At 54.7% G+C, this 23,567-nt stretch carries 24 protein-coding genes; 6 read left to right on the forward strand and 18 right to left on the reverse strand.

The window, feature by feature from the left end:
* From VSR74_RS12240 to VSR74_RS12310, 15 genes are all read right to left on the reverse strand, one after another.
* Complete coding sequence (locus VSR74_RS12240; RefSeq protein WP_347794992.1) at positions 1 to 579, reverse strand: DUF3261 domain-containing protein; 579 nt, start codon at positions 577 to 579, stop codon at positions 1 to 3.
* Positions 576 to 2,897 carry an MMPL family transporter gene (locus tag VSR74_RS12245; protein WP_347794993.1) on the reverse strand — a complete coding sequence of 774 codons (2,322 nt, stop codon included), beginning with the start codon at positions 2,895 to 2,897 and terminating at the stop codon, positions 576 to 578. Before VSR74_RS12245 ends, VSR74_RS12240 begins: the two co-directional genes overlap by 4 nt.
* Complete coding sequence (locus VSR74_RS12250; protein WP_347794994.1) at positions 2,866 to 3,471, reverse strand: outer membrane lipoprotein carrier protein LolA; 606 nt, start codon at positions 3,469 to 3,471, stop codon at positions 2,866 to 2,868. Before VSR74_RS12250 ends, VSR74_RS12245 begins: the two co-directional genes overlap by 32 nt.
* Positions 3,468 to 3,890, reverse strand: coding sequence for an acyl-CoA thioesterase (locus VSR74_RS12255; protein WP_347794995.1), 423 nt, complete (start codon positions 3,888 to 3,890; stop codon positions 3,468 to 3,470). The genes VSR74_RS12250 and VSR74_RS12255 overlap by 4 nt, the downstream gene beginning before the upstream one ends.
* Positions 3,891 to 3,893: 3 nt before the next feature.
* The gene (locus VSR74_RS12260) at positions 3,894 to 5,570 is read right to left on the reverse strand and encodes a glycosyltransferase family 2 protein (RefSeq protein ID WP_347794996.1); all 1,677 of its coding nucleotides are present in this window, start codon (positions 5,568 to 5,570) and stop codon (positions 3,894 to 3,896) included.
* Positions 5,561 to 5,914, reverse strand: a complete 354-nt coding sequence (locus VSR74_RS12265; protein ID WP_347795247.1) for an ApeI family dehydratase — start codon at positions 5,912 to 5,914, stop codon at positions 5,561 to 5,563. The genes VSR74_RS12260 and VSR74_RS12265 overlap by 10 nt, the downstream gene beginning before the upstream one ends.
* Positions 5,901 to 7,259 carry an AMP-binding protein gene (locus tag VSR74_RS12270; protein WP_347794997.1) on the reverse strand — a complete coding sequence of 453 codons (1,359 nt, stop codon included), beginning with the start codon at positions 7,257 to 7,259 and terminating at the stop codon, positions 5,901 to 5,903. Before VSR74_RS12270 ends, VSR74_RS12265 begins: the two co-directional genes overlap by 14 nt.
* The gene (locus tag VSR74_RS12275; RefSeq protein ID WP_347794998.1) at positions 7,256 to 7,825 is read right to left on the reverse strand and encodes a COG4648 family protein; all 570 of its coding nucleotides are present in this window, start codon (positions 7,823 to 7,825) and stop codon (positions 7,256 to 7,258) included. Before VSR74_RS12275 ends, VSR74_RS12270 begins: the two co-directional genes overlap by 4 nt.
* 6 nt (positions 7,826 to 7,831) lie before the next feature.
* Complete coding sequence (locus tag VSR74_RS12280; RefSeq protein ID WP_347794999.1) at positions 7,832 to 8,083, reverse strand: acyl carrier protein; 252 nt, start codon at positions 8,081 to 8,083, stop codon at positions 7,832 to 7,834.
* A gap of 12 nt (positions 8,084 to 8,095) precedes the next feature.
* On the reverse strand, positions 8,096 to 8,353 hold the full coding sequence (locus VSR74_RS12285; protein WP_347795248.1) for a phosphopantetheine-binding protein: 258 nt from the start codon (positions 8,351 to 8,353) through the stop codon (positions 8,096 to 8,098).
* 24 nt (positions 8,354 to 8,377) lie between these two features.
* Positions 8,378 to 9,160: a lysophospholipid acyltransferase family protein gene (locus VSR74_RS12290; RefSeq protein ID WP_347795000.1), complete on the reverse strand. Its 783-nt coding sequence runs from the start codon at positions 9,158 to 9,160 to the stop codon at positions 8,378 to 8,380.
* Positions 9,157 to 9,879 (reverse strand): beta-ketoacyl synthase chain length factor, encoded by a 723-nt coding sequence (locus tag VSR74_RS12295; protein WP_347795001.1) that lies wholly within the window; start codon positions 9,877 to 9,879, stop codon positions 9,157 to 9,159. Before VSR74_RS12295 ends, VSR74_RS12290 begins: the two co-directional genes overlap by 4 nt.
* Positions 9,880 to 10,194: 315 nt before the next feature.
* Positions 10,195 to 10,371, reverse strand: coding sequence for a YnfU family zinc-binding protein (locus tag VSR74_RS12300; RefSeq protein ID WP_347795002.1), 177 nt, complete (start codon positions 10,369 to 10,371; stop codon positions 10,195 to 10,197).
* A 121-nt stretch (positions 10,372 to 10,492) separates the two neighbouring features.
* Positions 10,493 to 11,722 carry an amino acid permease gene (locus VSR74_RS12305; RefSeq protein ID WP_347795003.1) on the reverse strand — a complete coding sequence of 410 codons (1,230 nt, stop codon included), beginning with the start codon at positions 11,720 to 11,722 and terminating at the stop codon, positions 10,493 to 10,495.
* Between the two features lie 190 nt (positions 11,723 to 11,912).
* A complete protein-coding gene (locus tag VSR74_RS12310) occupies positions 11,913 to 12,377 on the reverse strand; it encodes a multidrug/biocide efflux PACE transporter (protein WP_347795004.1) in 465 nt (154 codons plus the stop codon).
* Positions 12,378 to 12,472: 95 nt separating this feature from the next.
* Between VSR74_RS12310 and VSR74_RS12315 the strand changes: the two genes are divergently transcribed.
* From VSR74_RS12315 to VSR74_RS12325, 3 genes are all read left to right on the forward strand, one after another.
* Positions 12,473 to 13,342 carry a LysR family transcriptional regulator gene (locus VSR74_RS12315; protein WP_347795005.1) on the forward strand — a complete coding sequence of 290 codons (870 nt, stop codon included), beginning with the start codon at positions 12,473 to 12,475 and terminating at the stop codon, positions 13,340 to 13,342.
* 100 nt (positions 13,343 to 13,442) lie between these two features.
* Positions 13,443 to 14,636 (forward strand): acetyl-CoA C-acetyltransferase, encoded by a 1,194-nt coding sequence (locus VSR74_RS12320; protein ID WP_347795006.1) that lies wholly within the window; start codon positions 13,443 to 13,445, stop codon positions 14,634 to 14,636.
* 462 nt (positions 14,637 to 15,098) lie between these two features.
* Positions 15,099 to 15,794: an oligogalacturonate-specific porin KdgM family protein gene (locus VSR74_RS12325; RefSeq protein ID WP_347795007.1), complete on the forward strand. Its 696-nt coding sequence runs from the start codon at positions 15,099 to 15,101 to the stop codon at positions 15,792 to 15,794.
* Positions 15,795 to 15,947: 153 nt separating this feature from the next.
* Here the strand turns inward: VSR74_RS12325 and VSR74_RS12330 are convergent, their stop codons facing one another.
* The gene (locus tag VSR74_RS12330; RefSeq protein ID WP_347795008.1) at positions 15,948 to 17,123 is read right to left on the reverse strand and encodes an oligogalacturonate lyase family protein; all 1,176 of its coding nucleotides are present in this window, start codon (positions 17,121 to 17,123) and stop codon (positions 15,948 to 15,950) included.
* A 460-nt stretch (positions 17,124 to 17,583) separates the two neighbouring features.
* Between VSR74_RS12330 and kduI the strand changes: the two genes are divergently transcribed.
* The 3 genes from kduI to araE all read left to right on the forward strand — a co-directional run bounded on the left by kduI (position 17,584) and on the right by araE (position 20,977).
* Positions 17,584 to 18,420, forward strand: a complete 837-nt coding sequence (kduI, locus tag VSR74_RS12335; RefSeq protein WP_347795009.1) for a 5-dehydro-4-deoxy-D-glucuronate isomerase — start codon at positions 17,584 to 17,586, stop codon at positions 18,418 to 18,420.
* Between the two features lie 63 nt (positions 18,421 to 18,483).
* Complete coding sequence (gene kduD / locus VSR74_RS12340) at positions 18,484 to 19,245, forward strand: 2-dehydro-3-deoxy-D-gluconate 5-dehydrogenase KduD (protein WP_347795010.1); 762 nt, start codon at positions 18,484 to 18,486, stop codon at positions 19,243 to 19,245.
* A gap of 313 nt (positions 19,246 to 19,558) precedes the next feature.
* Entirely contained in the window at positions 19,559 to 20,977 is a 1,419-nt protein-coding gene (gene araE, locus VSR74_RS12345) for an arabinose-proton symporter AraE (protein WP_347795011.1), read from the forward strand.
* Positions 20,978 to 21,088: 111 nt separating this feature from the next.
* On the opposite strand, the gene VSR74_RS12350 is transcribed toward araE, so the two are convergent.
* Positions 21,089 to 22,204 (reverse strand): oligogalacturonate lyase family protein, encoded by a 1,116-nt coding sequence (locus VSR74_RS12350; protein ID WP_347795012.1) that lies wholly within the window; start codon positions 22,202 to 22,204, stop codon positions 21,089 to 21,091.
* Between the two features lie 67 nt (positions 22,205 to 22,271).
* On the reverse strand, positions 22,272 to 23,558 hold the full coding sequence (locus VSR74_RS12355) for an ABC transporter substrate-binding protein (protein ID WP_347795013.1): 1,287 nt from the start codon (positions 23,556 to 23,558) through the stop codon (positions 22,272 to 22,274).
* Positions 23,559 to 23,567: the final 9 nt, after the last annotated feature.

Genomic DNA, 23,567 nt, shown 5'->3' on the forward strand with positions numbered 1-23,567 from the left:
TCAGTCATCCAGATATTGAATGGTGATGTGGTACTTAAAGGCGTGCTGCTCGATGCTGATGGGCACGCGTTGGCCTTTACGCGTCAGGTAAGTGATTTCGGTCACCTGCTCGCCGTGGGCGTTGCGCAGTATGCGTTTGTCGCCTGTGTCGGTGAGCGTCCAGCCTTTCGGAAGCTGCGGCAGCCAGACGCTAACTGGCCAGTGGCTCAGCATCACATCGGCAAGCACCTGGCTCGCTGGCGGCAGTTGCGGCACCACGATGTTCTGTTCAGTCCGCAGGCCTTTCTCATCATAGGTTAACAGGAACAGACGAATACCCAGCGATGAAAGCCCGGCGAATGTAATGCTGTGTTGATCGGCATTCAGCATTACCATCAGCGATTGCGTCTTGCCGTTAAAAGTCCCGGTCAGTAATTGCTGTGAGGTAAAGGCCGGGGAAATCCCTGGCGCAGGCAGCGTAATACGGGCTCCTGGCTGCAACCATGCCGTTGGGCGAGTGTCATCATGGTCATGGCTACAGCCCGCAAGCAGCAGCGCGGTAGCCAGCGCGATGGCGCGCCAGACATTGCGTATCATCATCGTTTTTCTCTTTTTTTCGTTGGCATCGCCAGCGGCGACAGTAGCCAGGCTGTGAAGATACCGCAGACCAGCACAATCCCAAAACTACTGATTGCCTGCGTACTGCTGAAGACCAGCATGCCAAGCGTCAACAACGTGGTCATCATCGCCAGTGTAATGGCGAGCAGTGAGGTGAGTGGCGTTCCGCGCGGGTTACTGAAGAAGAGGGTGTAGTTAATGCCAATCCCCAGCACCAGCACCAGCGCCAGCATAGAAAAGAGGTTTACGCTGTGACCGCTAAAAGAGAGTGCCGCCAGCCCACAGCTCAGCGAAAGCAGGGAGGGAATGAGGCTAATTAGCCCCTTACGCCAGCCCATCCTCACCATCGCGCCAATGGCAATTGCCGCCAGCGCCACGCCCAGCAGGGCGGTCAGCACGTTGCGGTAAAGGGCGAACAGCGCATCAAAATTCTGCTTACGATCCACCCAGGCGACGCCGGTTTGTTGCTCAGCCAGCGCCCGCAGCGCGGCACTGTTCTGGACACCGTCAACGGGGATCAACACACCGCTGACGCCATGCGGCAGCGTCAGCCACATCAGACGCCAGCCTTCACTCGCCGGGCTGGCGAGCCAGTCGGGTACGCTAACGGGCATCGCGCTGAGATCCGGCGTCATGTCCTGCAATCCGGCTCGATGCAGCGCCCGGTGAATGGTAGGAGCCGCCTCGCGCAGCAGCGCCAGATCCTGCGACTGACGCTCCAGCGAATTGAGTGGAATCGTGCGATAGCTGGCAAAAAGCCCCTGCTGGCGCGCGTTATCCAGACGTGCAGCAAACGCCTCCATCCGCATTAGCGTCTGTTCCGGCGTGTTGCCGTACACCACAAACCATTTCTGATCGACATTCTGACCCGTCAGTTGCGTAATCTGTTTTTCCTGCCGAAGAAGGTGCTGCGGCAAAGCCTGAAGCTGGGCGATGTCATCGTTGACCTGCAACGTCGTGATACCGAACACGGATACCAGAGCCAGCGCAGCAGGCAACCCGTAGATCAACGCCTTTTTGCGCCGCCAGGCGGCAAGCCAGCGCAACAGCAGCCCCAGCATTGGCACCTGACGTACCGGCATGCCGCGACACAGCCATGGATGCCACAACACCACCGTCAGGCAGGACGCGGTCAGCCCGACGGCGGCAAATAGCGCCATCTGGCGAATACCTGGGAAGGGGGCCAGCATCATAATCAGATAGGCCGCGACGGTGGTCAGCAGGGCCAGAAGCAGCGCGTTGCGGACTTTAGCAAGGCTTTGCCATGGTGAGTTTTCCGCGCCGTGTACCATCCGTTCAGTCAGGTAATAGAGCGTGTAATCGGCAGAGATCCCGATGATGCTCATGCTCATCACCAGCGTCATCAGATGCAGTTCGCCAAACAGCAGCAGCGTCACTGTCGTTCCCGCCAGCGCGCCGACAGCGATGGACAGCAGGCTTAACAGCAGTGGCCGCAGAGAGCGAAATACGGCGACGATCAGCAACAGCACGCCCAGCACCGTGGCGACGCCGAGCGTGGAGATGTCGTGTTTCGCCTGCTGGCTGGCATAATCGCTGTACAGCACCGTGCCGCGTGATAACACCTGCGCCTGCGGGAAGCGCGTTTTAAGTCGGGCTTCTGCGGATGTCAGTGACTGCACCAGTTGGTGGGTTTGCTGCATATCAAACGAGTCGCCGCGTAGCTCGCCGTGCAGCAGATACCAGTAGTTACCCTCTTTATCCTGGGACACCAGCCAGCCATCCATCAGGCGTAGACGTTGCCCACTCTGCATCAATGCCAGTTGTGAGCCGCGCATCAGCATCAGCGGGTCGTTTTGCAGCTCTTTACCGCTGACGCCGGAAAAGGCGGAGTAGAGCTGCGCCATGATCCACTGTGCCTGCGCTTCGCCGCCATTTTGCAGGCGAGCGCGGGTGGCGCTGTCAATCATGCCGTTGCGGTGCCGCCAGTAAAATGAGCCCCACGCCTGCTGACTTTTGGCGTCCATCGGCCCTTTCACGCTGGCAAGCAGGGGGGATTGCTCAATTTGCCTGAGCCAGGCCTGCGCGACCTGCGGGTCGGGCGTTTTACCAGGGCTCACCAGCCACATCATCTGTTTATCCAGCCGTTCGATAAACCCATCGTTAAGCCGTGGCGGAATATCGCCGAGCGCCTGTGTTGGCAGCATCGCCAGTACGCTGCTGTTCATCTTCGCGCCGGGGAGCAGCGCCAGCAATGTGCCCAGCATCATCAGGCAAAGAACGGCCCACACCAGCGCCGGACGGCGGGCATTATTGAGCGCTAAAGCGTTGTTGTTCGTCATGGGTCAGGGTTACTGGCGTCAGTCGGTGTTGTGAGAGGCGGATATCGGTGCGATCGCCCTGGTTATCGTTAAGCTCGATGGTTTCGAGGAATTTATCACCGCCGAGATCGATAGAAGCAAAAATCTTGTTCAGCGGCGAAGTGATGGGGGTCAGGCGCAGTGCCCAGTGGGCATTATCCCTGTTTTGTAAATCGATGCGGAAGTTTTCTTCCAGCACTTTGCGATCCGCCTCGAACAGCGCGCGCAGCAGATGGTTAAACTGGAACATCTGCGGGTTATTATCGGCGGTGATCACCTGTGGCGGCTGCCCGTTAACCTGCTGCACCATCCGCGTGTCGTTGAGCATCAGCAGCATCGGAAACGGGGTTTTCTGATCCCACAGCAGGCCATGGTTGCGGGCAATGAGCATCTCGCCCTGCGAGCGCAGCGGCTGCGGCATTGTTTTGATGGTACGGGTCTGTTCGAAGTGTGCGCGAACTATCGGTTGTTCGGTAAAGCGCTGTTGCAGTTCGTCCAGCGTCACAGCATGTACCCACGGAGCAATCAGCAGGCAAATAAGCGGCCAGCATTTCATGGCGTCACCCCCATGCGTTCGAAAAGCACCGGCGGGCTGACGAAGCACATCTCTTTGCTGGCTTCATCGACCGCCACCTGGATGGTGTAGCCGGTGGTGGTGCGCTTGCCGCTTACGGCATCGAATATCTGATAGGCGATACGCAGGCGGTTTTCAAACTCCTCCACATGCGCCCGCACGCGGATGCGTTGCTCAAAGGTCAGCGCATCGCGATATTTCACGCGCGTATCGACCACAGGCCAGACGTAGCCGGAGGCTTTCATCTGGCGATAGCCATAGTTGAACTGGTTGAGCAGTGCCTCACGGGCAATCTCGAAGTAGCGGAAATAGTTGCCGTGCCACACCACGCCCATCGCATCAACGTCATGAAAGGCAATGGTGAGTTCGACTTCAGTGGTAAAGCGGGGATCGTTAAGCACCCGTTACTCCTTATCGGCGGTGTCAGGTAACCGCCAGAAATCAAAAAAGTTAAACCAGTCCAGCGGAGCCTGAAGCGCATAGTGCTCCAGCCGCTGCGCGTAGCGATCGACCGCCTGCTGAAGCGCGTGCTGACGCCCGGCGCGGGGGAGCGGCAATGGGTCAGCGAAGGGTTCGCAGTGAATATGCAGTTTACCGTGCTGTCTGAGGGCAAAAATCAGCAGCGTTGGGCAGCGCAGCAGTGCGGCGAGAATAAACGGCCCCTGAGGGAAGGGGGCGGGCTGGCCCATAAAATTACTCCAGATCACGCGCCAGTCGCCGCCGCGCTGACGATTCACCGCGATGCGATCGCCAACGATCGCCACCCACTCGCCGCGATCCAGTTTCTCTTTGAGCAGCATGGCGGTATCCGGGCCAATATCGGTAACAGGCAGCAGATTCAGCCCGGCCTGCGGAGCCATCTCCTGCATGATCTGTTTGAATCGCTGGGCGTTGTCACTGAATACCAGGGCATTGATGACCCGGCCTTCCTGATGCTGCGCCAGCGCCCGACAGGCTTCGACGTCGCCAAGATGCGAGGCCAGCAGCAGTTTGCCGCGTGGTTCATGCATTGCAAGCGATGCCTCAGCACCAGGGGCGAACACCACGTCATGGCCGAATCGCAGTTCGCCGCGCCAGCCTGCGATTTTATCGAGCATCGCCTCGCCAAAGCGCAGGAAGTGGCGGTAGCTGTTGAGATGCGTACTGCCCGGCTGGTGCTCGCGAATACGTGCCAGCCACTGCCGCGAAGCGCGTCGTTCGGTGGTGGCCAGGAGCCAGTAAACCGCCACGACGGGTTTCAACAGCAGTGAAAATGCGCTACGACCCAGCCGTCGCCAGACCCACAGCATCAGGCGCATGCCCCAGAGTCCCTTCACCTCTTTTTGCTCGGCCCAGTGCAGATTGCGCGGCCGGAACAGCAGCGACGGGATGCGCGTCAACATGCCAAGGAAAAGGCGGGTATGCATTAGCGAAATGCGCACGTTGTCTTTAAACGCGTCAAAATGGGAGACGCCATCCTGTGGATAGGTCACGCGCGTGGGCAGAAAAACGCTAGGGTTACCCTGCCAGAAGAGGCGCACCATCACCTCGGTATCGAAATCCATCCGTTTGCCGAGCGTCACGCGCCGCGCCAGTTGCATTGTGGGGGCAATCGGGTAGACGCGAAAACCGCACATGCTGTCTTTAAGTTGCAAAGAGAGGGTTTCAATCCACACCCAGACATGAGTGATCCAGCGGCCATAGAGGCGCGAACGAGGGATGGAGTCATCGTAAATCGGCTGCCCGGAAATGAGCGCCTGCGGATGTTGCCGTGCCAGCGCCAGTAACGCCGGAATATCCTCAATGGCATGCTGACCGTCGGCATCCACCTGCACAGCGTGCGTATAGCCGGCACTCGCCGCGACTTCAAGACCGCGGATCACCGCCGCCCCTTTTCCTGCGTTTTGTGCCAGACGAATAAGCGCGATATCGGCACGGTTCTGCGCTAGGGCGAGCAATGTGCGCTGTGTGGCGTCATCGCTGCCGTCATCAACAATGATGATGGGTAGCCCGAACGGCGTCAGGCGCGCCAGCACCCGCGACATCATGGCGCCATGGTTATAGCAGGGGATCACCACACAGGCGTTGAAAGTCAGCGACATAGCCGAATTTTCCCGCTGCTGGTGGTGTGGCGAGCATCACCGTCGTGGCGCTGATAGCTGAACGCCAGCACGCTGTGCGCCTCCTGCCATTTGAGCGTCAGAGTGATGCGATTTCCCGGCAGCAGCGGCGCCTGAAACTTAACGTTCTGAATGCTATGGAAGCGATAATCCGGCGTCAGTAAACGCGTCGTGTAGCGCATGACCCATTCCAGTTGTGCGACGCCCGGCAGCAACGGTTGCACCGAAAAATGGCCTTTAAACCAGAAGAGATCGGCAGACAGATGCAGAACAATCTCCGCCTCGCCCGCGCCGGTGAGCTGGCAGGAAATTTCATCGGGCGTCATGGTCATTAAAAAACTCCTGTAATTGGGCGTCGATGCGCTTATTCATACTGTTAACCGGAATGTCGTCAACGACCCGCCAGTGGCGGGGAAGGGCGACGGGCTCCAGCCACGGGCGCAGCGCCTGTCGCCACGACTGTATCTGTGCTCCGCTCGCGCGTTGCCACGCCTGGCGTCGCGCATCATCCACAACCAGCAGCACGCCGATGCTTTGACGGCCATTGCGCGTCAACAGCAGGGCGGCGGCATCGCGTATGCCGTCCAGCGCCAGCAAGCGGCGCTCTATTTCTGCCAGTGAAACGCGTTTTTCGGCAATCTTAACGACTCGCCCACGCCGTCCCAGCAGATGAAAACGCAGGTCGGGAGTAAAACGTAGCTCGTCATCGAGCAGTAAGCCGGAAGGCTCGGCAATCAGCGGCGAAGTGACGCGATACCCGCCGTCTTCCGCGGTAAACGTCACGCCGGGGAACGGAAGCCAGGTAACATCCTCTTCGCAGCGGTGACGCCACGCGAGAATGCCCGTTTCGGTACTGCCGTAAATTTCGTCAGGCCATCTCTCCAGCCAGCCATGCGCGTGCTGCGCATCGTGCCAGTGCAGGGCGCCGCCTGCCGATACGATCATCGCCACCCTGGGAGCCACCAGTTGTGTATCCAGACGTTTGAGAAATGCCGGGCTGCTGATGAACAGATAACGTTGCTGCGCATCGAGCGCCGCCAGTTGTTCTGGCCAGGCGATAGTGGCGGTATGTAACGGCAGACCAAGAGCCATTGGGAGAAAAATATGGAAGGTCAGGCCGTAGAGATGCAGCGGCGATACGGAAGAGACAACCCGGCAGTTGGCCAGCGTTTCGCGAAAACGGGCAGCCAGCAGCGCAGACTCCGCGTCCAGCGCCGTAATGCTCTTGCAGATACGCTTTGGCTGACCGGTAGAACCGGAGGTGAAAAGCTCCAGCACGGCATCGCCTTTTAGCTCAGGCAGTGGATGCTTTTCGTCGTTGCCGCGTGGGGTAATGCGTCGGAATGGGCCATCCCAGGGCAGTTCGCCATCGCTGAGGATGCCATCAAACAGGGCGCTTTGCTCTTTCAACAGCGAAGGGCGATTGTGGCCTGGCAATACCGGGGTTTTCCCGGCATATAGCGTTGCCAGCAGAGCGACGAGAAACAGATAGCTGTCATCAGAACACAGCGCCCAGCGCTGGCCCTCCTGCCGTTTCAGCCAGGCGCAGTGGCCAGAGACGTCATTGCGGAGCTGGCCCAGCGTCCAGAGGCGCTCAGCGGAGCAGGCGACAGGCGTTGTATCGGGGCGATCGGAGGTCAGCCAGTGGGATAACGGCAGAGGGAGAGTCATATTGGTTCCCGCGGTATTACCCGACGGCGCACCAGCCATTCACCGGCCATCAGGGTGGCCATCAGCAGGTAGGCGATCATACCGTTCCATGCGCTCCACAAAGGCATACTGCCGTAGAGCGCGGTGAACAGCGCAATTGAGCCGTTAACGATAAAAAAACCGCACCAGATTTGCGTCACGCGGCGCGTGTAGCGCACGCCCTGCGCCGGGAGGTGCGGATGTTGCAGCCGCGCCAGACGCTCGACCAGCGGCATGGCGCTGAACAGTGAGCTGCCAAACAGCGCCAGCATGATACCGTTCACCGCCACCGGCCAGTAGAGCAGAAGCTGATGTGTTCCGAGGAGCGCGCTGGCGATGCACAGCGCCAGCCCCGCCAGGGCCACGCTTTGCATGACCCGGCGCATTGGCCCGGCGTTGTGCCGCGCCTGGCGCAGACGAAGCAGCAGAACGACGGCCAGCGCTGGCAGTAGCCATTGCAGGCCGTTATGCGCAAGCCCAAACCAGACCAGAAAAGGCCAGGCCAGCAGCACGGCACCGGTCGCAACCCTGATGAGCGGCAGACGCACGAAAAATTACTCGTCCTTTAGCAGGCGTTCGACGGCGTCGACCACATCCTGCACGGTGCGCACGGCTTTGAACTCATCCGGTTTAATTTTTTTCCCGGTTTTCTTTTGCAGATGCACGACCATATCAACCGCGTCGATGCTGTCGAGTTCAAGGTCTTCATACAGACGGGCTTCCGGCTTAATGTCCGCCGGGTCGATTTCAAAGAGTGTTTCCAGCAGGGATGAGACTTCCTGATAGATAGCGTGTTGTTCGGTCATGATGGCATCTCCTCAGGCGCGTTGTGACTGAATAAAGGCGGCAAGCGTTGCCACTGAATAGAAATGCTGACGCATTTGCGTATTTTCGGCAGAAAGCGCAATGCCATACCGGTTTTTGACCGCCAGCCCCAGCTCCAGCGCATCAATAGAGTCCAGACCCAAACCGTCGCCAAACAGGGCGGCATCGTGGTCGATGTCATCCTCGCTTAACTCATCCAGATTCAAGGTGGTAATGATGAGATGTTTAATCTCAGAGTAGAGCTCTTGCATCATTCATTCCTGCACAATGTTTTTTCAACTAATAGGTTTATTAACGGATTGTAATTTCTGTAAAAGATGCCGGTTTAGCGCGCGAGCGGCGAGCGCCGGTTCTTGATTATTCACGTCAGTAAAATCGTCGATACAAATTCGTTCGCCGACGATAATGTCAAATTGCGGTCTGGCTGGCGGCACCTGATACCACGCGCTCTGTTTATCCAGCATGCGCTCGCTACAGTGCACCGTCACGAGACGGATATCGCTGCGACAGCGCACGGCGATGTTGGCCGCTCCGCGCTGAAGCGTCATTTTTTCACCGGGGCGGGTTCGGGTGCCTTCCGGGAAGATCACCAGCGTGTCGCCGCGCTGCAAGCGGGCCTGGCTTTGTGCCAGCAACACGTCGGCTTCGCGGTTAATCAGATAGTCTGCTGCGCGTACCACGCCGCGCAGAAACGGATTCTTCAGCAGCGCGCTTTTCACTAAACAGTCTGTTTCCGGCATGACCGAGGCCAGAAGCACATAATCAAGCAGCGTGGGATGATTTGCCACCACCAGACAGCCTCGCTCCTGACGTAAAATTTCTGCGCCATGAAAGCGATAGCGCAGCACTCCCGTTGCGCTTGTAAACCACAAGAAGGCGCGGAAGCTTACAGAGATGCTGCGGCGTGCGAGGCGACGGCGCTTATCGTTGTCGCCTGCGACCAGCAACAGCAGGTTAAACCAGAACAGCGACAGCAGCAGGCCGCCTATGCCGAACAAAGCAAAACAGAGCCCGGTCATCAGCATTCGCCAGAACTGGCCGATGCGCGCGGCTATCATTTTCGTCTCCAGCACCAGCGCAGCCGCTCACCCTCAACCGTGAAGTCCGCTTTGCCGCTCAGGTAGTGCTGTAAAAATTGCAGGCTTTGCGGTAACGAACTTTCATCTTTTGTACCGCCGGGCGCCGTCTCACAGCGTAATTGGTCGCCAGCCTCAAAGACCCAGGCCGCGGCATAGGCCCAGCCAGGCATATGCGGCGGCAGCGACGCCCGATAGAAGCCGGGTAACGTGCCGTCAAAATCAACCATCAATATCCGCTGGTGGCCTGCCTGAAGCAGACACATCACTTCGCACAGCCCCTGCAGGAAAGTATCACGCCCGGCACTAAGCGAGGAGGAGACAATCGGCTGCTTCGCCGTGATGGTGAGATTACCGACAGCGGCGTTATGTACGGACATCGCGAAATCGGTCGGGGAAATCGCCTGATTGTTCGCCAGCGCATTCAGAATGCGGTAATTTCGCTCCAGCTCCCCGTGGCGGCTGGTGTAGAGAACCGCATCAATGGCGTGGCGACGCAGCAGGGTAAGCCCACATTCAACGGCCAGCTTGCTGCCTGAACTGAGTCGGCGGGCGGTCATCATCGGTAGTTCTACAAGTTTTGCCTGCGGGCTGTCGGGGTCAATGGCATAAGGTGCCTGCGCCCACGACAGCCACTGGTCAGCCTCGCCCAATCCAGGCGCTCTGGCGTTCCAGTCGATTATATTGAGTGCTAATTTCATTGACGCGCGCCGCGGTATATCTATTGTTATTGTCGTAAGCCAGCAATATTGTACAGGGTTGTGCTATCGCAAGCGAAAATATATAGCAGATCGGGAATTACGCATGCTACGGCCCATTTTTTAGGGCTATTCAGAATAATTCACCAGATAGATTCTTCTTAATTGTGGTGCGCGGGGGGTCTGGAGATAAGAGACGAACCGCCCGCACAACGGCTTTTTTTGCGTGGATCATGATTACACGCGACGTGCTGTGCGGGAGGCGCAGGCTTCCTCGGCTAACGGAATAGCTGAAGCCGGAAAGAGCCGGTAGTGCGATTACGCGTTCTGAACTTTCGCTTCAGAAGGGATAAAAAGAGTACTGCAGAAGGGGCAAATCAGGTTTTTACTTTTGTGGACTCGCGAGGCGCTGTGCTCTGCGGTTTTACTGCATTTCGGGCAAGGGATCTTAACCAGGAATGAACTTGTTTTGGTGCGTTTAGGGGCATTAGCCATAAATATTTCCTATGTATTTTCGAGCGCCTACCATACACCCGGATGGCCAGTATCCTTAGCATTTTATGCAATATCAGCAAAATAAGTCAGAAATGCGGGCAGCCAGGCTGCCCGTAATGCTTTAACCGAAGAACATCACCGAGACGCAGAGTAAGCCGACAATCAGCGTGATCAGACTGCCAGGCGAACGGTAAGGCTTGAGTGCTGGAATCAGATAAGTCGAGAGGGTTGGCATGATGAACAAAATCATCGCAATCAGCGGGCCGCTTATTGCGTAGATCATTGAAATCGCATTCGGATTAATACAGCAGACGATAAAGGTCAGCGTGGAAACCAGCAGAATTGACATCATGCGATTAAACGAACGACTTTTACGGATACCTATCTGATTGAGCGAAGATTTCACCATTTCGCTCGCACCTTCAATCACCCCAAAATAGGTACCGAGGAACGATTTAGACATCGCCACAATTGCCACGATGATACCGCAGACTGACAACCAGTGTGGTGAATCCGGCATCATCGCCAACGCGGACAAAATCGTCACGCCCTGATCCTTCGCGCTGTTGATGTAATCGACCGGAATCGAGAGCAGGCAGCTAAAGACAAAGAACAGCACGCTCAGGCAAATAATCAGATACGCCACCTTCATGATTTTTTTGCATTTACCCATCGCAAGATCGCCATATTTTTCCCGGCGATCGATAGCGAACGTGGAGATAATCGGCGTATGGCTAAAAGCGAAAACCATCACGGGGATGGATAACCACACCTGGTGCAGCGTGTGCGGCGTGACTTCCATTTGCCCTGACAGTAACTCAGGTTGCCATTGGCCTGTCAGGTAAATCGATAAAAACAGGAACCAGGCGATCAGCGGGAACACCAGGAAGCCCATCACCTTGATAGTTGCCTGCCGTCCGGCGAGGAAAATCACGTTCAGCAGTAACACAACGCCAAAGCTCACCAGTACCCGCAGGGTGAGATCGATGGGCATATGTTTCGCTATTTGCTCGGTGATGGAGTTGGTGATGGCTACGGCATAGATCAGGATGACCACAAAGAACGCCAGAAAATAGAGCGCGGTGATCACACTACCGATTTTTTTGCCGTAGTAGTAACTGACTGCGCCTGTGATCCCGACATCCGCTGAGGTTCTGGAGGAGAGGATAAACTGGCAGAGTGCACGATGGGGCCAGTAGGTGAGCGGCCAGGCGACCAGGGCAGTAACAAACAGTACCACCGCGCCTGCGGAACCAAGCTGGATCGGCAGGAACAGCGTACCGGCGCCCACAGCCGTGCCGTACAGGGCAAAGCTCCAGAGCGTCTCTTCTTTTGACCAGATTTTAGACATTATGTGAATTTAATAACCATGAATCATAAAAAAACGGAGCGTAATTTACCATAATTATGATTCATGGTGGTTATGAATACTGTTGGGTGTTTTTGCCCCTCACCCTAACCCTCTCCCGGAGGGAGAGGGGACAGATTGTGCACATACGTAATTCACCCTCTCCCTCCGGAAGAGGGCCGGGGTGAGGGCATCAGCGCGCACAATCCATCGTCTGTCGCACACGGCGCTTCATCACCCGATCGCGCAGGGTGTCATACACCCAGTTATAGAGCATGGTGTAAGGCAGGAAGAACAGGAAGAAACCAATTTCCAGCGTCAGCGCCTGCACCAGGGTAACGCCCAGTACCGCCGACACAATGCTCACGCCAATCACGATAAAGCCGCACTCGAATCCCAGCGCATGAAAGGCGCGGATTTTAGCGGTGCGCTTCACGCGGGTTACTGGCCACAGTCGGTCGAAAATGGCGTTGTAGATGATATTCCACACCATCGCTGTGGTCGCGAGAATGATGGTTAAGCCCCCCATTTCCAGCACCGAACGTTGCATCAGCCAGGCGGCAGTTGGGGCGAGGATCGCCGTGGCGATCCCTTCAAAGCACACGGCGTGGAAAATACGTTCCGGCAGCTTTCTGCGGTGCAGGTTATCGTTTTGCATTTTTATTTACCTCAGTTTGTTGCGTAGACAGTTGCGCATTTTATGGGTAAATATGATAAGTAAAAGATAGATTCCATCGATAAAGTAGATAGGTTATGCGCTATTCCCCCGAAGCTCTTACCGCGTTTGTTGAAGCCGTCGACAGCGGCTCGTTTTCTGCTGCGGCTCGCCGCCTGCGGAAAAGCCAGTCCACTATCAGTACCGCGATTGCCAATCTGGAGGCGGATCTCGGCGTTACGCTGTTCGACCGCACGGCCCGTCAGCCGGTGCTGACGCCGGAAGGGCAACGCGTGTTGAGCTATGTGCAGGCCATTTTGTCAGCCAGCGAACGGCTGGATGAACTGGCGGTGGCGCTCAGCAGTGAAACGGAAGCGCGGCTGGCGTTTGTGTTCTCCGATACGTTGCATCCGGATGTGCTGGAGGAACTGATGGTGCAGTTTGACCGCCACTTTCCCCATACGGAGTTTGAGTGTCTGGTTGGCGAGGACGACGATGTTATCGATCTGCTGCAAAAGGGGCGCGCGCAGGTGGGGTTGATTGAGGCGCGGGAAAATTACCCCACGGATATCGGTCATACCCGCCTACCGATGCAGACTCGTATGGCTATCTATGTTTCGCCCGATCATCCACTGAACGTGCAGCAAACCGTGGAGTGGGATCAGCTCCACACCTGGCGTGAACTGCGGCTGAATACGTATCTGGAGAATCGGCCGACACCGGCGCGTGGCCCGGTATGGTCTGCGCCTAACTATCTGATGTTGATGAGTATGGCGGCGCAGGGTTTTGGCTGGTGCGTTCTGCCCTGTGCGTTGGTGGAGGAGTTTTCCCGCTCGGCGCCGTTAACAATGCTGACGCTTCCCGGCTGGCCGATTGCTGTGTCGATCGATTTGCTGTGGAACAAAAGCGCACCGCCGGGCGCAGCCGGAAGCTGGGTCAAACAGTATCTGCAACAGGTTTCAGCGTGACGGAAAACCTTTGTGATTAATCTCACTTTTTTTAAACAATTGCGATAACAGTTGATAACAATCATCTACTATAGCCGGGTTATTTTGCGCTGAGGCAGAGATGAAAGATGTCGTTATCGTAGGTGCAGTCCGTACTCCCATTGGCTGCTTCCAGGGGGCGCTCTCCCGTCATTCGGCCGTTGAACTGGGTAGCCTTGTGATCAACGCGCTGGTGGAACGCAGCGGTATTGCCCCGCACACCATTGACGAAGTGATTATCGGCCAGGTGCTGACCGCGGGCACCGGGCAAAACCCTGCCCGGCAGTCGGCGATTAAGGGCGGTCTGCCCAATACGGTATCTGCAATCACCATCAACGATGTCTGCGGTTCTGGTCTGAAAGCGCTCCATCTGGCGACGCAGGCTATCCAGTGCGGTGAAGCCGATGTGGTGATCGCCGGCGGTCAGGAGAACATGAGTCGTGCGCCGCATGTGTTGACCGACAGCCGTACCGGTGCGCAACTGGGTAATAGTCAGTTGATAGATAGCCTGGTTCATGACGGCCTGTGGGATGCCTTTAACGACTACCATATGGGCGTCACGGCGGAAAATCTGGCGCGTGAATATGGTATCAGCCGCGAGCAGCAGGATGCCTGGGCGCTCAGTTCTCAGCATAAAGCGCGTAAGGCTATCGATTCCGGGCGCTTTCGCGACGAGATCGTGCCAGTGCTTAATCCGCTGCCGAACGGTGCGGCACATATGGTTGAAACGGATGAGCAACCGCAGACCGACCCCAGCGCTGAAGGGCTGGCGCGTCTTTCCCCGGCATTCGATCAGCTCGGTTCAGTCACCGCCGGGAACGCGTCTTCGATCAACGATGGCGCGGCTGCCGTGTTGATGATGAGCGAGAGCAAAGCACGGGAACTTAATTTACCGATTCTGGCGCGTATTCGCGCTTTCGCGAGCGTCGGGGTCGACCCTGCGCTGATGGGCATCGCCCCGGTTTATGCAACACGGCGCTGTCTGGAGCGCGCGGGCTGGCAGCTTCATGATGTCGATCTTATTGAGGCCAATGAAGCTTTTGCCGCGCAGGCCATTTCTGTTGGTAAGATGCTGGAATGGGATGAGCAGAAGGTGAATGTGAACGGAGGGGCTATTGCTCTGGGCCATCCGATTGGCGCATCCGGCTGCCGTATTCTGGTTTCTCTGGTGCATGAAATGATAAAACGCGATGCCCGCAAAGGGCTGGCGACACTGTGTATCGGCGGTGGGCAGGGCGTGGCGCTGGCCGTTGAACGCGATCTTCCGGCTGCATAATCTCCTGGAGCGCTGGCAACTCAGCGAAAGCGCTCAGTTATTCCTTACTGTTTAACTCTAATACAAATGACCTGGTGCTAAGTATTTGCTTACACTTTAGCGTTGTTTGGTCATTGGGTTGGATAAGTCAATTCTATAAAAATCACATTAATAAAATCCTTATTATTATGCAAAATAAAATAACCTGCGTTATTTTATTTTTCGATTGGATTGTAACTAATTGATTAATATTGGCTTTTTTATCTTGTGGGAATTTCAGATTATGAGCGAAAAATGAATTTCCTGTGATGTAAGTCGCATATTTAAAGCATTTCCCATTATTTTTATTGAAGCCGATCACGCCATTTTGTGCCGTATTTTTTGAAACAAACAATTACGATCTCGATCACTAAAATACATGGCTTAAAAAAATAAAATGCAATTCCATAAAAATGAAACATAATTTCAATTGAGGGATAGCAAATGTTTAAAAAAACTCTGGCCCTGGCAGTATTGTGTGGAGCATCTTTTGCGGCATCAGCGGTAACTGTCGATTTACGACACGAGTTTATTGATGGTGGTAAAACAGATAAATCAAATGCTGACCGCGTTTCTGTTTCTCATCGTTTTGCAAATGGTTTTGGTTTCTCTGTTGAAGCAAAATGGAAGTCCGGTGGTGATAATACGGATAAGCCGTATGCTGACTTTATCGGTAATGGTCACGAAGAGGCGATTAGCTGGCAATGGAAGGCAAATAAGAATTTCTCGGTAACGCCGGGATTCAATATTGAAAGTAATGATAGCCGCTCTATTTACAAACCAAATCTGCGCGTTCAGTACAGCTTCGACAGCGGTTTTTATGTCGCTGCTCGTTATCGTTATGACTATACCCGCTATCCTTCGAATGCGGGTAAAGATGACGATAAAGTCAACCGTGGCGATGCCTGGGCAGGTTTTGTTTATGGCGACTGGCGTACCGAGTTGAACTACGTTTATGCGCGTAGTACTGAAGGCACCGCGCGTAATAATAATAAGCCGTATTCGCAGGAATATAACATCAAGCTGGCATACCGTTTAGATAAGAACTGGGCGCCATATGGCGAGGTGGGTAACGTAGGGGTGAATGATCGTAACGACCGCCAGACTCGTCTCCGTGTGGGTGTCGCGTATACTTTCTAATTAATCTTCCCCATTCGTTATTTACCCCGGAGCGGTTAGCCGGGGTTTTGTTTGTTTAAATATCAGGAAAAGATAAAAAAAGGCCCTCCACAAGGGAGGGCAAAGGCCAGTTACAGAAACACTACTCAAATACTCTGTTTAATATCCCGCCATTCAGGCCTGAATTAATTCCCGCTGTGGCGGCAGTTTCGCGATATAGAGCGCAGGTTTGCCGTCTTTATCGGAGCTGAACAGCACCGCGCCATCGTGTGGCAGGAATGACGGATGCGGATGCGTGACCTGGCGGCTGTTTTGCACCGTCGCCCAGGAGGTGTCGTGACGGGCGATGCGGAAATACGCTTTTTTCGCCACGTCGAAACCGTATAAATAGGGATCGTTGTCGATGGTGTAACCGCTGGTGTCTTTTACATCCACTGGCGTGCCTGAACCATCGCCAACCAGCAGCGTGCCGTCGAAGTTGCTCATCAGATGTGAACAGGCAGGCATTTGCATCAGCGCTTCGTTGACCCCGGTATCCGGGTTATAGCGATAGATCGTGCGACCCTGCTTACCTTTCAGATAAGAGACGTAAATCAGCGCCGAACCGTTTGGTACCCAAAATTCGTGGGTGCAGCTTTCGCCTTCCGCATGCTCTTTCACTTTTCGCACGTTGCTGCCGTCTTCATTTACCAGCCACATACGCGCATCGACCAGATCGTGTGGGCCTTCGTGGCAGAACGCGACGGTATTATCGTCGAACGGACGGTAAATAGGGTGGCCAAGCCAGTTCTTCTCTTCGTGGATAACCGAGCTTGCGCCGGTTTGCAGGTCAACCCGCAGCAGGCGGCAGTGCGGCCCTTTATGGAAGAAGTCGTGGAACAGTTGCCAGTCATTGAGCGGCGTCCAGTCGCTTTTGGCGATTTCAATGCCCACAAGTTTGGTGCAGTCGCTGTTGGATACCCAGGTGCCGTAGCCGACCCACTCGTCCGGTACACGATACACTTCGCGCTCAACCAGCGTTTTCAGATTGACTTCCAGCAGGGCGCGGTCGTTTTTTACATAATAGAGAGACTTGTCATCCGGGGAGAGGAACCCCCCGAAGGTATTATCGCCCGCGCCTTCCGTTAACTGCACCGCTTCGGCATTAGCGACATCCAGCAGGTAGTAGTTCCAGTGGCCGTCGAACTCGCCCGCGAAAAGCAGATGGCTGCCGTCATTGAAAAAGCACTTCTGATAGAAGTAGTTACGATGACAGGTGACGTCTGGTGGGGTTAAGCGGGTGACTTCCGCGCCTGTGTCTGGATCGCGGCTGACCTCATAGTTCAGTTTTACCCGCATACCTTTAGCCATGTTGCACTCCTTTTTTCTCAAGCGATGGTGGCATGACGCTCACCGGCCGATGTGGATGTCGTTTTAAAAATATAGTGTCAATTTATCAAAACAGTGTTTCATTGTTTGTGATGGTGGACGCACTTTGTACGAAAAGGCTGAAAATTCAATCCAGAGCAGCGTGGCGTTGTTGCTTTCTCTGTACCTCATCTTTGTTTTTTGACGGATATTTCTCACATTTTGGTCAATTCTTAATATTTCTATTTCACTGAATTAGAAGGTGTTTATTTTTCTGGTGTCGGGTTGTGTTGAGATATTCGTGATCCCATGTGCATTTTTAGAAATATTAAGCAGAAAAAGTGAAACGATGTTTTAATTGTAATTGAAAACCCATTTCATCAGCGATAAGATGGCGACATAGACAAAGCGGAACCTCGTTTCATGCCGCTTAATAATGAGAACAATTTTCTGGAGGTACTTGGTGGACGTAAGACAAAGCATTCATAGCGCACATGCAAAGACGCTGGACACACAGGGTCTGCGTAACGAATTTCTTGTTGAACAGGTATTTGTCGCTGATGAATACACCATGGTGTATAGCCACATCGACCGCATCATTGTGGGCGGTATCATGCCGGTTGCAAAAACGGTTTCGGTGGGCGGCGAAGTGGGTAAGCAACTGGGCGTAACCTATTTCCTGGAACGCCGCGAGCTGGGTGTTATCAACATTGGCGGCGCAGGCACCATCACCGTTGACGGCAAATGCTACGAAATCGGTCATCGCGATGCGTTGTATGTTGGTAAAGGTGCGAAAGAGGTAGTATTCGCCAGCGTTGATAACGCGAAACCAGCGAAGTTCTACTATAACTGCGCACCGGCACACACCACCTACCCAACCAAAAAAGTGACTCCGGATGACGTTTCTCCGGTCACGCTGGGCGATAACCTCACCAGCAACCGTCGTACCATCAATAAATACTTTGTGCCTGATGTGCTGGAAACCTGCCAGCTCAGCATGGGACTGACCGAACTTGCTCCGGGGAATCTGTGGAACACCATGCCGTGCCACACCCACGAGCGCCGTATGGAAGTGTACTTCTACTTCAATATGGATGAAGACGCCTGCGTGTTCCATATGATGGGGCAGCCGCAGGAGACGCGTCACATCGTGATGCATAACGAACAGGCAGTGATTTCGCCGAGCTGGTCTATTCACTCTGGTGTGGGTACTAAAGCGTATACCTTCATCTGGGGAATGGTTGGCGAGAACCAGGTCTTCGATGACATGGATCACGTGGCGGTTAAGGATCTGCGCTAGGTCGCGGGCAGCATAATAACAGTATGCCTGTCGCAAACAGGCGCAATTGATAAGGAATTTAACATGATTTTAGATGCATTTTCTCTGCAGGGTAAAGTTGCGGTCGTGACCGGTTGTGATACAGGTCTGGGCCAGGGTATGGCGCTGGGTCTGGCGCAAGCAGGCTGTGACATCGTGGGTATCAACATCGTTGAGCCGACCGAAACCATTGAACGCGTTACTGCGCTGGGTCGTCGCTTCCTGAGCCTGACCGCTGACCTGCGTTCCATCGATGGTATTCCGGCACTGCTGGATCGCGCTGTGGCAGAGTTCGGCCATATTGATATCCTGGTCAACAACGCCGGTCTGATTCGTCGTGAAGACGCCATCGACTTCAGCGAAAAAGACTGGGACGACGTGATGAACCTGAACATCAAGAGCGTGTTCTTTATGTCTCAGGCCGCAGCGAAGCACTTCATCGCGCAGGGTAAAGGCGGCAAAATCATCAATATCGCCTCTATGCTCTCCTTCCAGGGCGGCATCCGCGTGCCATCTTACACCGCCTCCAAAAGCGGCGTGATGGGCGTGACTCGCCTGATGGCCAACGAATGGGCGAAGCACAACATCAACGTTAACGCTATCGCGCCGGGCTACATGGCGACCAACAACACTCAGCAACTGCGCGCGGATGAAGAGCGTAGCGCGGCGATCCTTGACCGTATCCCGGCGGGTCGTTGGGGTCTGCCGAGCGATCTGATGGGGCCGATTGTCTTCCTGGCTTCCAGCGCTTCAGATTACATCAACGGCTACACCGTGGCTGTTGATGGTGGCTGGCTCGCGCGTTAATTCCGCAAAAATGAGTGATAACCCTGCCCGACGGCAGGGTTTTTTTTGACTGTAATTCACATCAATCCATACTGCGAGAATTGATTTATCCATGTGATTGTTTCGTTTGTGAATCTGATGAAATTAAAATCATTAAAAAACAATAAATTAAAAAATGCTTACTAAAGGTATTCAATTTTTGAAATTGTAATGTCCATCACATAACCGATATGTGCAGCAGTTTGATCCATATCTACGCGATTAACCGCCTGACGTACTGGCGCTGAAATCCCGTATTTTCAAAGTATGTTTCATACAGTGCGGGCAGGAAAAGATGGTTTCGTTAAATAATGATTCGGTAGTCTCTTCACAGTCACTGCGCGATACGCGGCGGATGAACCTGTTTGTCTCCGTTTCTGCGGCGGTGGCCGGTCTGTTGTTTGGGTTAGATATTGGGGTGATTGCCGGGGCGCTGCCCTTTATCACCGATCATTTTGCGTTGAGCAGCCGTTTGCAGGAGTGGGTAGTGAGCAGCATGATGCTCGGCGCGGCGCTGGGTGCGCTGTTTAACGGTTGGCTCTCTTTCCGCCTGGGGCGTAAATACAGCCTGATGGCTGCGGCGGTGCTGTTTGTGCTCGGCTCGCTGGGGTCGGCGCTGGCCGATAGCGTTGAAGTATTGCTTGCCGCCCGTGTACTGCTGGGCATAGCGGTGGGGATAGCCTCATATACCGCACCGCTCTATCTCTCTGAAATGGCAAGCGAAAATGTGCGCGGTAAGATGATCAGCATGTATCAGTTAATGGTGACGCTGGGTATTGTGCTGGCGTTTCTCTCTGATACCGCCTTCAGCTATACGGGGAACTGGCGAGCAATGCTGGGGATTCTGGCGCTGCCGGCGGTTGTCCTCATCGTGCTGGTTATCTTCCTGCCGAACAGCCCGCGCTGGTTGGCGGAAAAAGGGCGGCATATTGAAGCGGAAGAGGTGCTACGCATGCTGCGTGATACCTCTGAAAAAGCGCGCGAAGAACTGAATGAAATCCGCGAAAGTCTGAAGTTGAAGCAGGGCGGCTGGAAGTTGTTTAAAGCTAACCGTAACGTGCGTCGGGCAGTGTTCCTCGGCATGCTTTTGCAGGCGATGCAGCAGTTTACCGGCATGAACATCATTATGTATTACGCGCCGCGCATCTTCAAAATGGCCGGTTTCACCACCACGGAACAGCAGATGCTGGCGACGCTGGTCGTCGGGCTGACCTTTATGTTCGCCACCTTTATTGCCATCTTTATGGTAGATAAAGCCGGACGTAAACCGGCGCTGAAGATTGGTTTCAGCGTGATGGCGCTGGGAACGCTGGTGCTCGGTTACTGCCTGATGCAGTTTGATAATGGTACGGCGGGGAATGGGCTTTCATGGCTATCAGTTGGCATGACCATGATGTGTATCGCAGGCTATGCGATGAGTGCCGCGCCGGTGGTGTGGATCCTGTGCTCTGAAATTCAGCCGCTGAAATGCCGCGACTTTGGTATCACCTGTTCCACAACCACCAACTGGGTCTCCAATATGATTATCGGCGCCACCTTCCTGACGCTGCTCGACAGCATTGGCGCGGCGGGGACATTCTGGCTTTATACCGGGCTGAATATCGCGTTTGTTGGGATCACCTTCTGGCTGATTCCGGAGACTAAAAATGTGACGCTGGAGCATATCGAACGCAAACTGATGGCGGGAGAGAAGCTGCGTAATATTGGGGTGTGAAGGAAAGTTGGGGTGAGTGCGCGCGGATGCCCTCACCCTAACCCTCTCCCACAGGGAGAGGGAACCGATTGTGTTCTCCCTCTCCCTGTGGGAGAGGGCCGGGGTGAGGGTCTACACCTTCGCCAAATACAGCGCCGGCATCCCCTCAACATCTGACGTATACAGCACCCATTGATTGTCCGGCGAGAACGAAGGATGCGGATGCGTCACCTGGCGATCACCGTCCAGCACCTTCCAGCTACTGTTGTGCTGGCATACCGCTTTCTGATCCCCGGTTTGAATATCAAATACCCAGATAAACGGATCGTTGCTGCCATTGTGCGGTGCGCCATCGCCGACGACTAACGTGCCGTCATGGTTACTCATCAGGTGAGAGCAGGGCGGGATCGCCATCAGCAGCGTATTCTCAAGCGTTGCAGGGTCAGCGCGATATAAATAGCGCTGCGGTGCGTTCTCCTGATGTGCCACGTAATAAAGCGCAGAACCATTCGGCACCCAAAATTCATGGGTAAAACTTTCGCCGGGTTGATGCTGACGTACTTTTCGCAGGTTGCTGCCGTCGGCATTGATTAGCCACATGCGCGCATCGATCGCATCGCGCGGGCCTTCGTGGCAGAACGCCACGGTACTATCATCAAACGGGCGGTAAATCGGATGCCCCAGCCAGCGCTTCTCCTGCAAAATAGTGCGCTGTTCGCCTGTTTGCAGGTCGATGTTGATCAGGCGGCACTCTGGCTGCGTAAAGTAGAAATCGCGGAATTTGCCCCAGTCGGTCAGCGGCTGCCAGTCGCTTTTTTTGATTTCGATGCCGACCAGTTGGGTACAATCGCTGTTGGCGACCCACGTACCATAGGCAACCCAGGCGTCATCGACTTCATAAATCACCTGTTCTTCCAGCGAATCGAGATCCACGCGCCTTAACTGGCGGCTGTTTTTCACATACCACAGCGCCTGGTCGTCGGCGGAAAGAAAGCCGCCAAAGGTGTTATCGCCTTCGCCATCGGTTAACTGCGTGGCGCGCTGCGTCTCAAGGTTCAACAGGTAATAATTCCAGTGCCCCTCAAACGCACCGCCAAAAATGAGTTTGTTGCCATCGCGGGTAAAACACTTCTGATAAAAGTAGTTACGGTGACAAATAATATGCGGTGGCGTCAGGCGGATAACCTCATGCCCCGTTTCGCTGTCCGGCTGTGAACGGAAATTCAGCGGAATGACTTTACCTTTCATCAATCAGCTCCTGATAAAAAAATACCCCGTCGCCGAAGCGCCAGGGTATTGAGAAATAAGGTCGGGATTAACGCATGGCGCGACGCAGAATACGCTCCGCCTGGCGCTGGAAGTCGGTGGCGGCATCTTCCACGGATTTCTGACCATAATCGATGTATTGCAGTGTGGTGCCGAACTGGGCGACGATCTGCGGGTCATCAAAGTACGGCGACACGCTCAATTTGGTCGGCAGAGACTGCGCCAGACGCAGGCCGGATACCGCCGGGTCATCCTCTTTGATGATGCCGTCTTCGGTCAGGAATGTTACCGCCGCCTTGCTCAGCGGCACGCCGCGCTCCAGGCCCAGCGTATCGACCGCTTCTTTGTTGTTAAGCAGGAAATTGATCAACTTCGCTGCCGCTTCCGGGTTTTTCGTCGACTTACCGATAGAGAGCATCTGCGCTGGTTTGAAGAACAGGCCCGCGTCGGTTGCGCCTTCCAGCATCGGGTAGTTACCCAGTTCCAGTTTTGCCGGCGGCTTCAGGTTGTCGGAATATTTGTTGATGGTGGAGTTCCACATGTAGGTTCCCCCCCATTCGCCCTGGATCCATGGCTTCATTTCGTACATGTTGCTCTTACCGAAAGAGGCGTAGTACTTGGTATCCGGCATTACGTGGCTGTCGATGAGCTTTTTGTACATCTGGAAAAACTCATTCCACTGATCTTTGCTCCAGGCCAGTTTTTTGGTCTTTTCATCAATGGCAGCGGTGTTGTACTTCTGCACCATATAAGAGTTCAGCAGCGCCAGGGTATCCTGATGCTCAAGCACCACCGGGTAGTATTGCTTACCCAGCTTGCTTTCGAAGGTTTTGCCCGCTTCCATTAGCGCGTCCCAGGTTTTCGGGTACTCCACGCCAGCTTTTTTCCACGTTTCATCGTTGAAGTAGAACACGCGCGCAGTCACGGAAATCGGAATGCCGTTCAGCTTGCCGTTCACCGTGGTGGTTTGCAGCTCTTTGGCATCGAACTGGCTCAGGTCGATGACATCTTTCATTTTATTCAGGTCATAGAAGCCATCGCCCGTTTTGGAGAAAATCGGCAACCAGTTCCAGTTGGTTTGCATCACATCCGGCTCGGTACCGCCTGCAATCTGGGTGGTCAGACGGGAGAGGTGACCATCCCAGCCGGTATATTCCGCTTTAACGTTGATGTCCGGGTTCTGTTTATGGAACTCTTCCAGCGCCTTCAGAGTGACCTGGTGACGGCCATTGCCGCCCCACCAGGACATACGTAAATCCACATCTTTTGCCATTGAGGGTAAAGCAGTCAGTCCCAAAACGGTGGAGATTGCTGCGCTTAAAAGCACTTTTTTCATTTTAATACT

Origin of the sequence: Pseudocitrobacter cyperus, from assembly GCF_039889165.1 — a bacterium.
GTDB lineage: Bacteria > Pseudomonadota > Gammaproteobacteria > Enterobacterales > Enterobacteriaceae > Pseudocitrobacter > Pseudocitrobacter cyperus.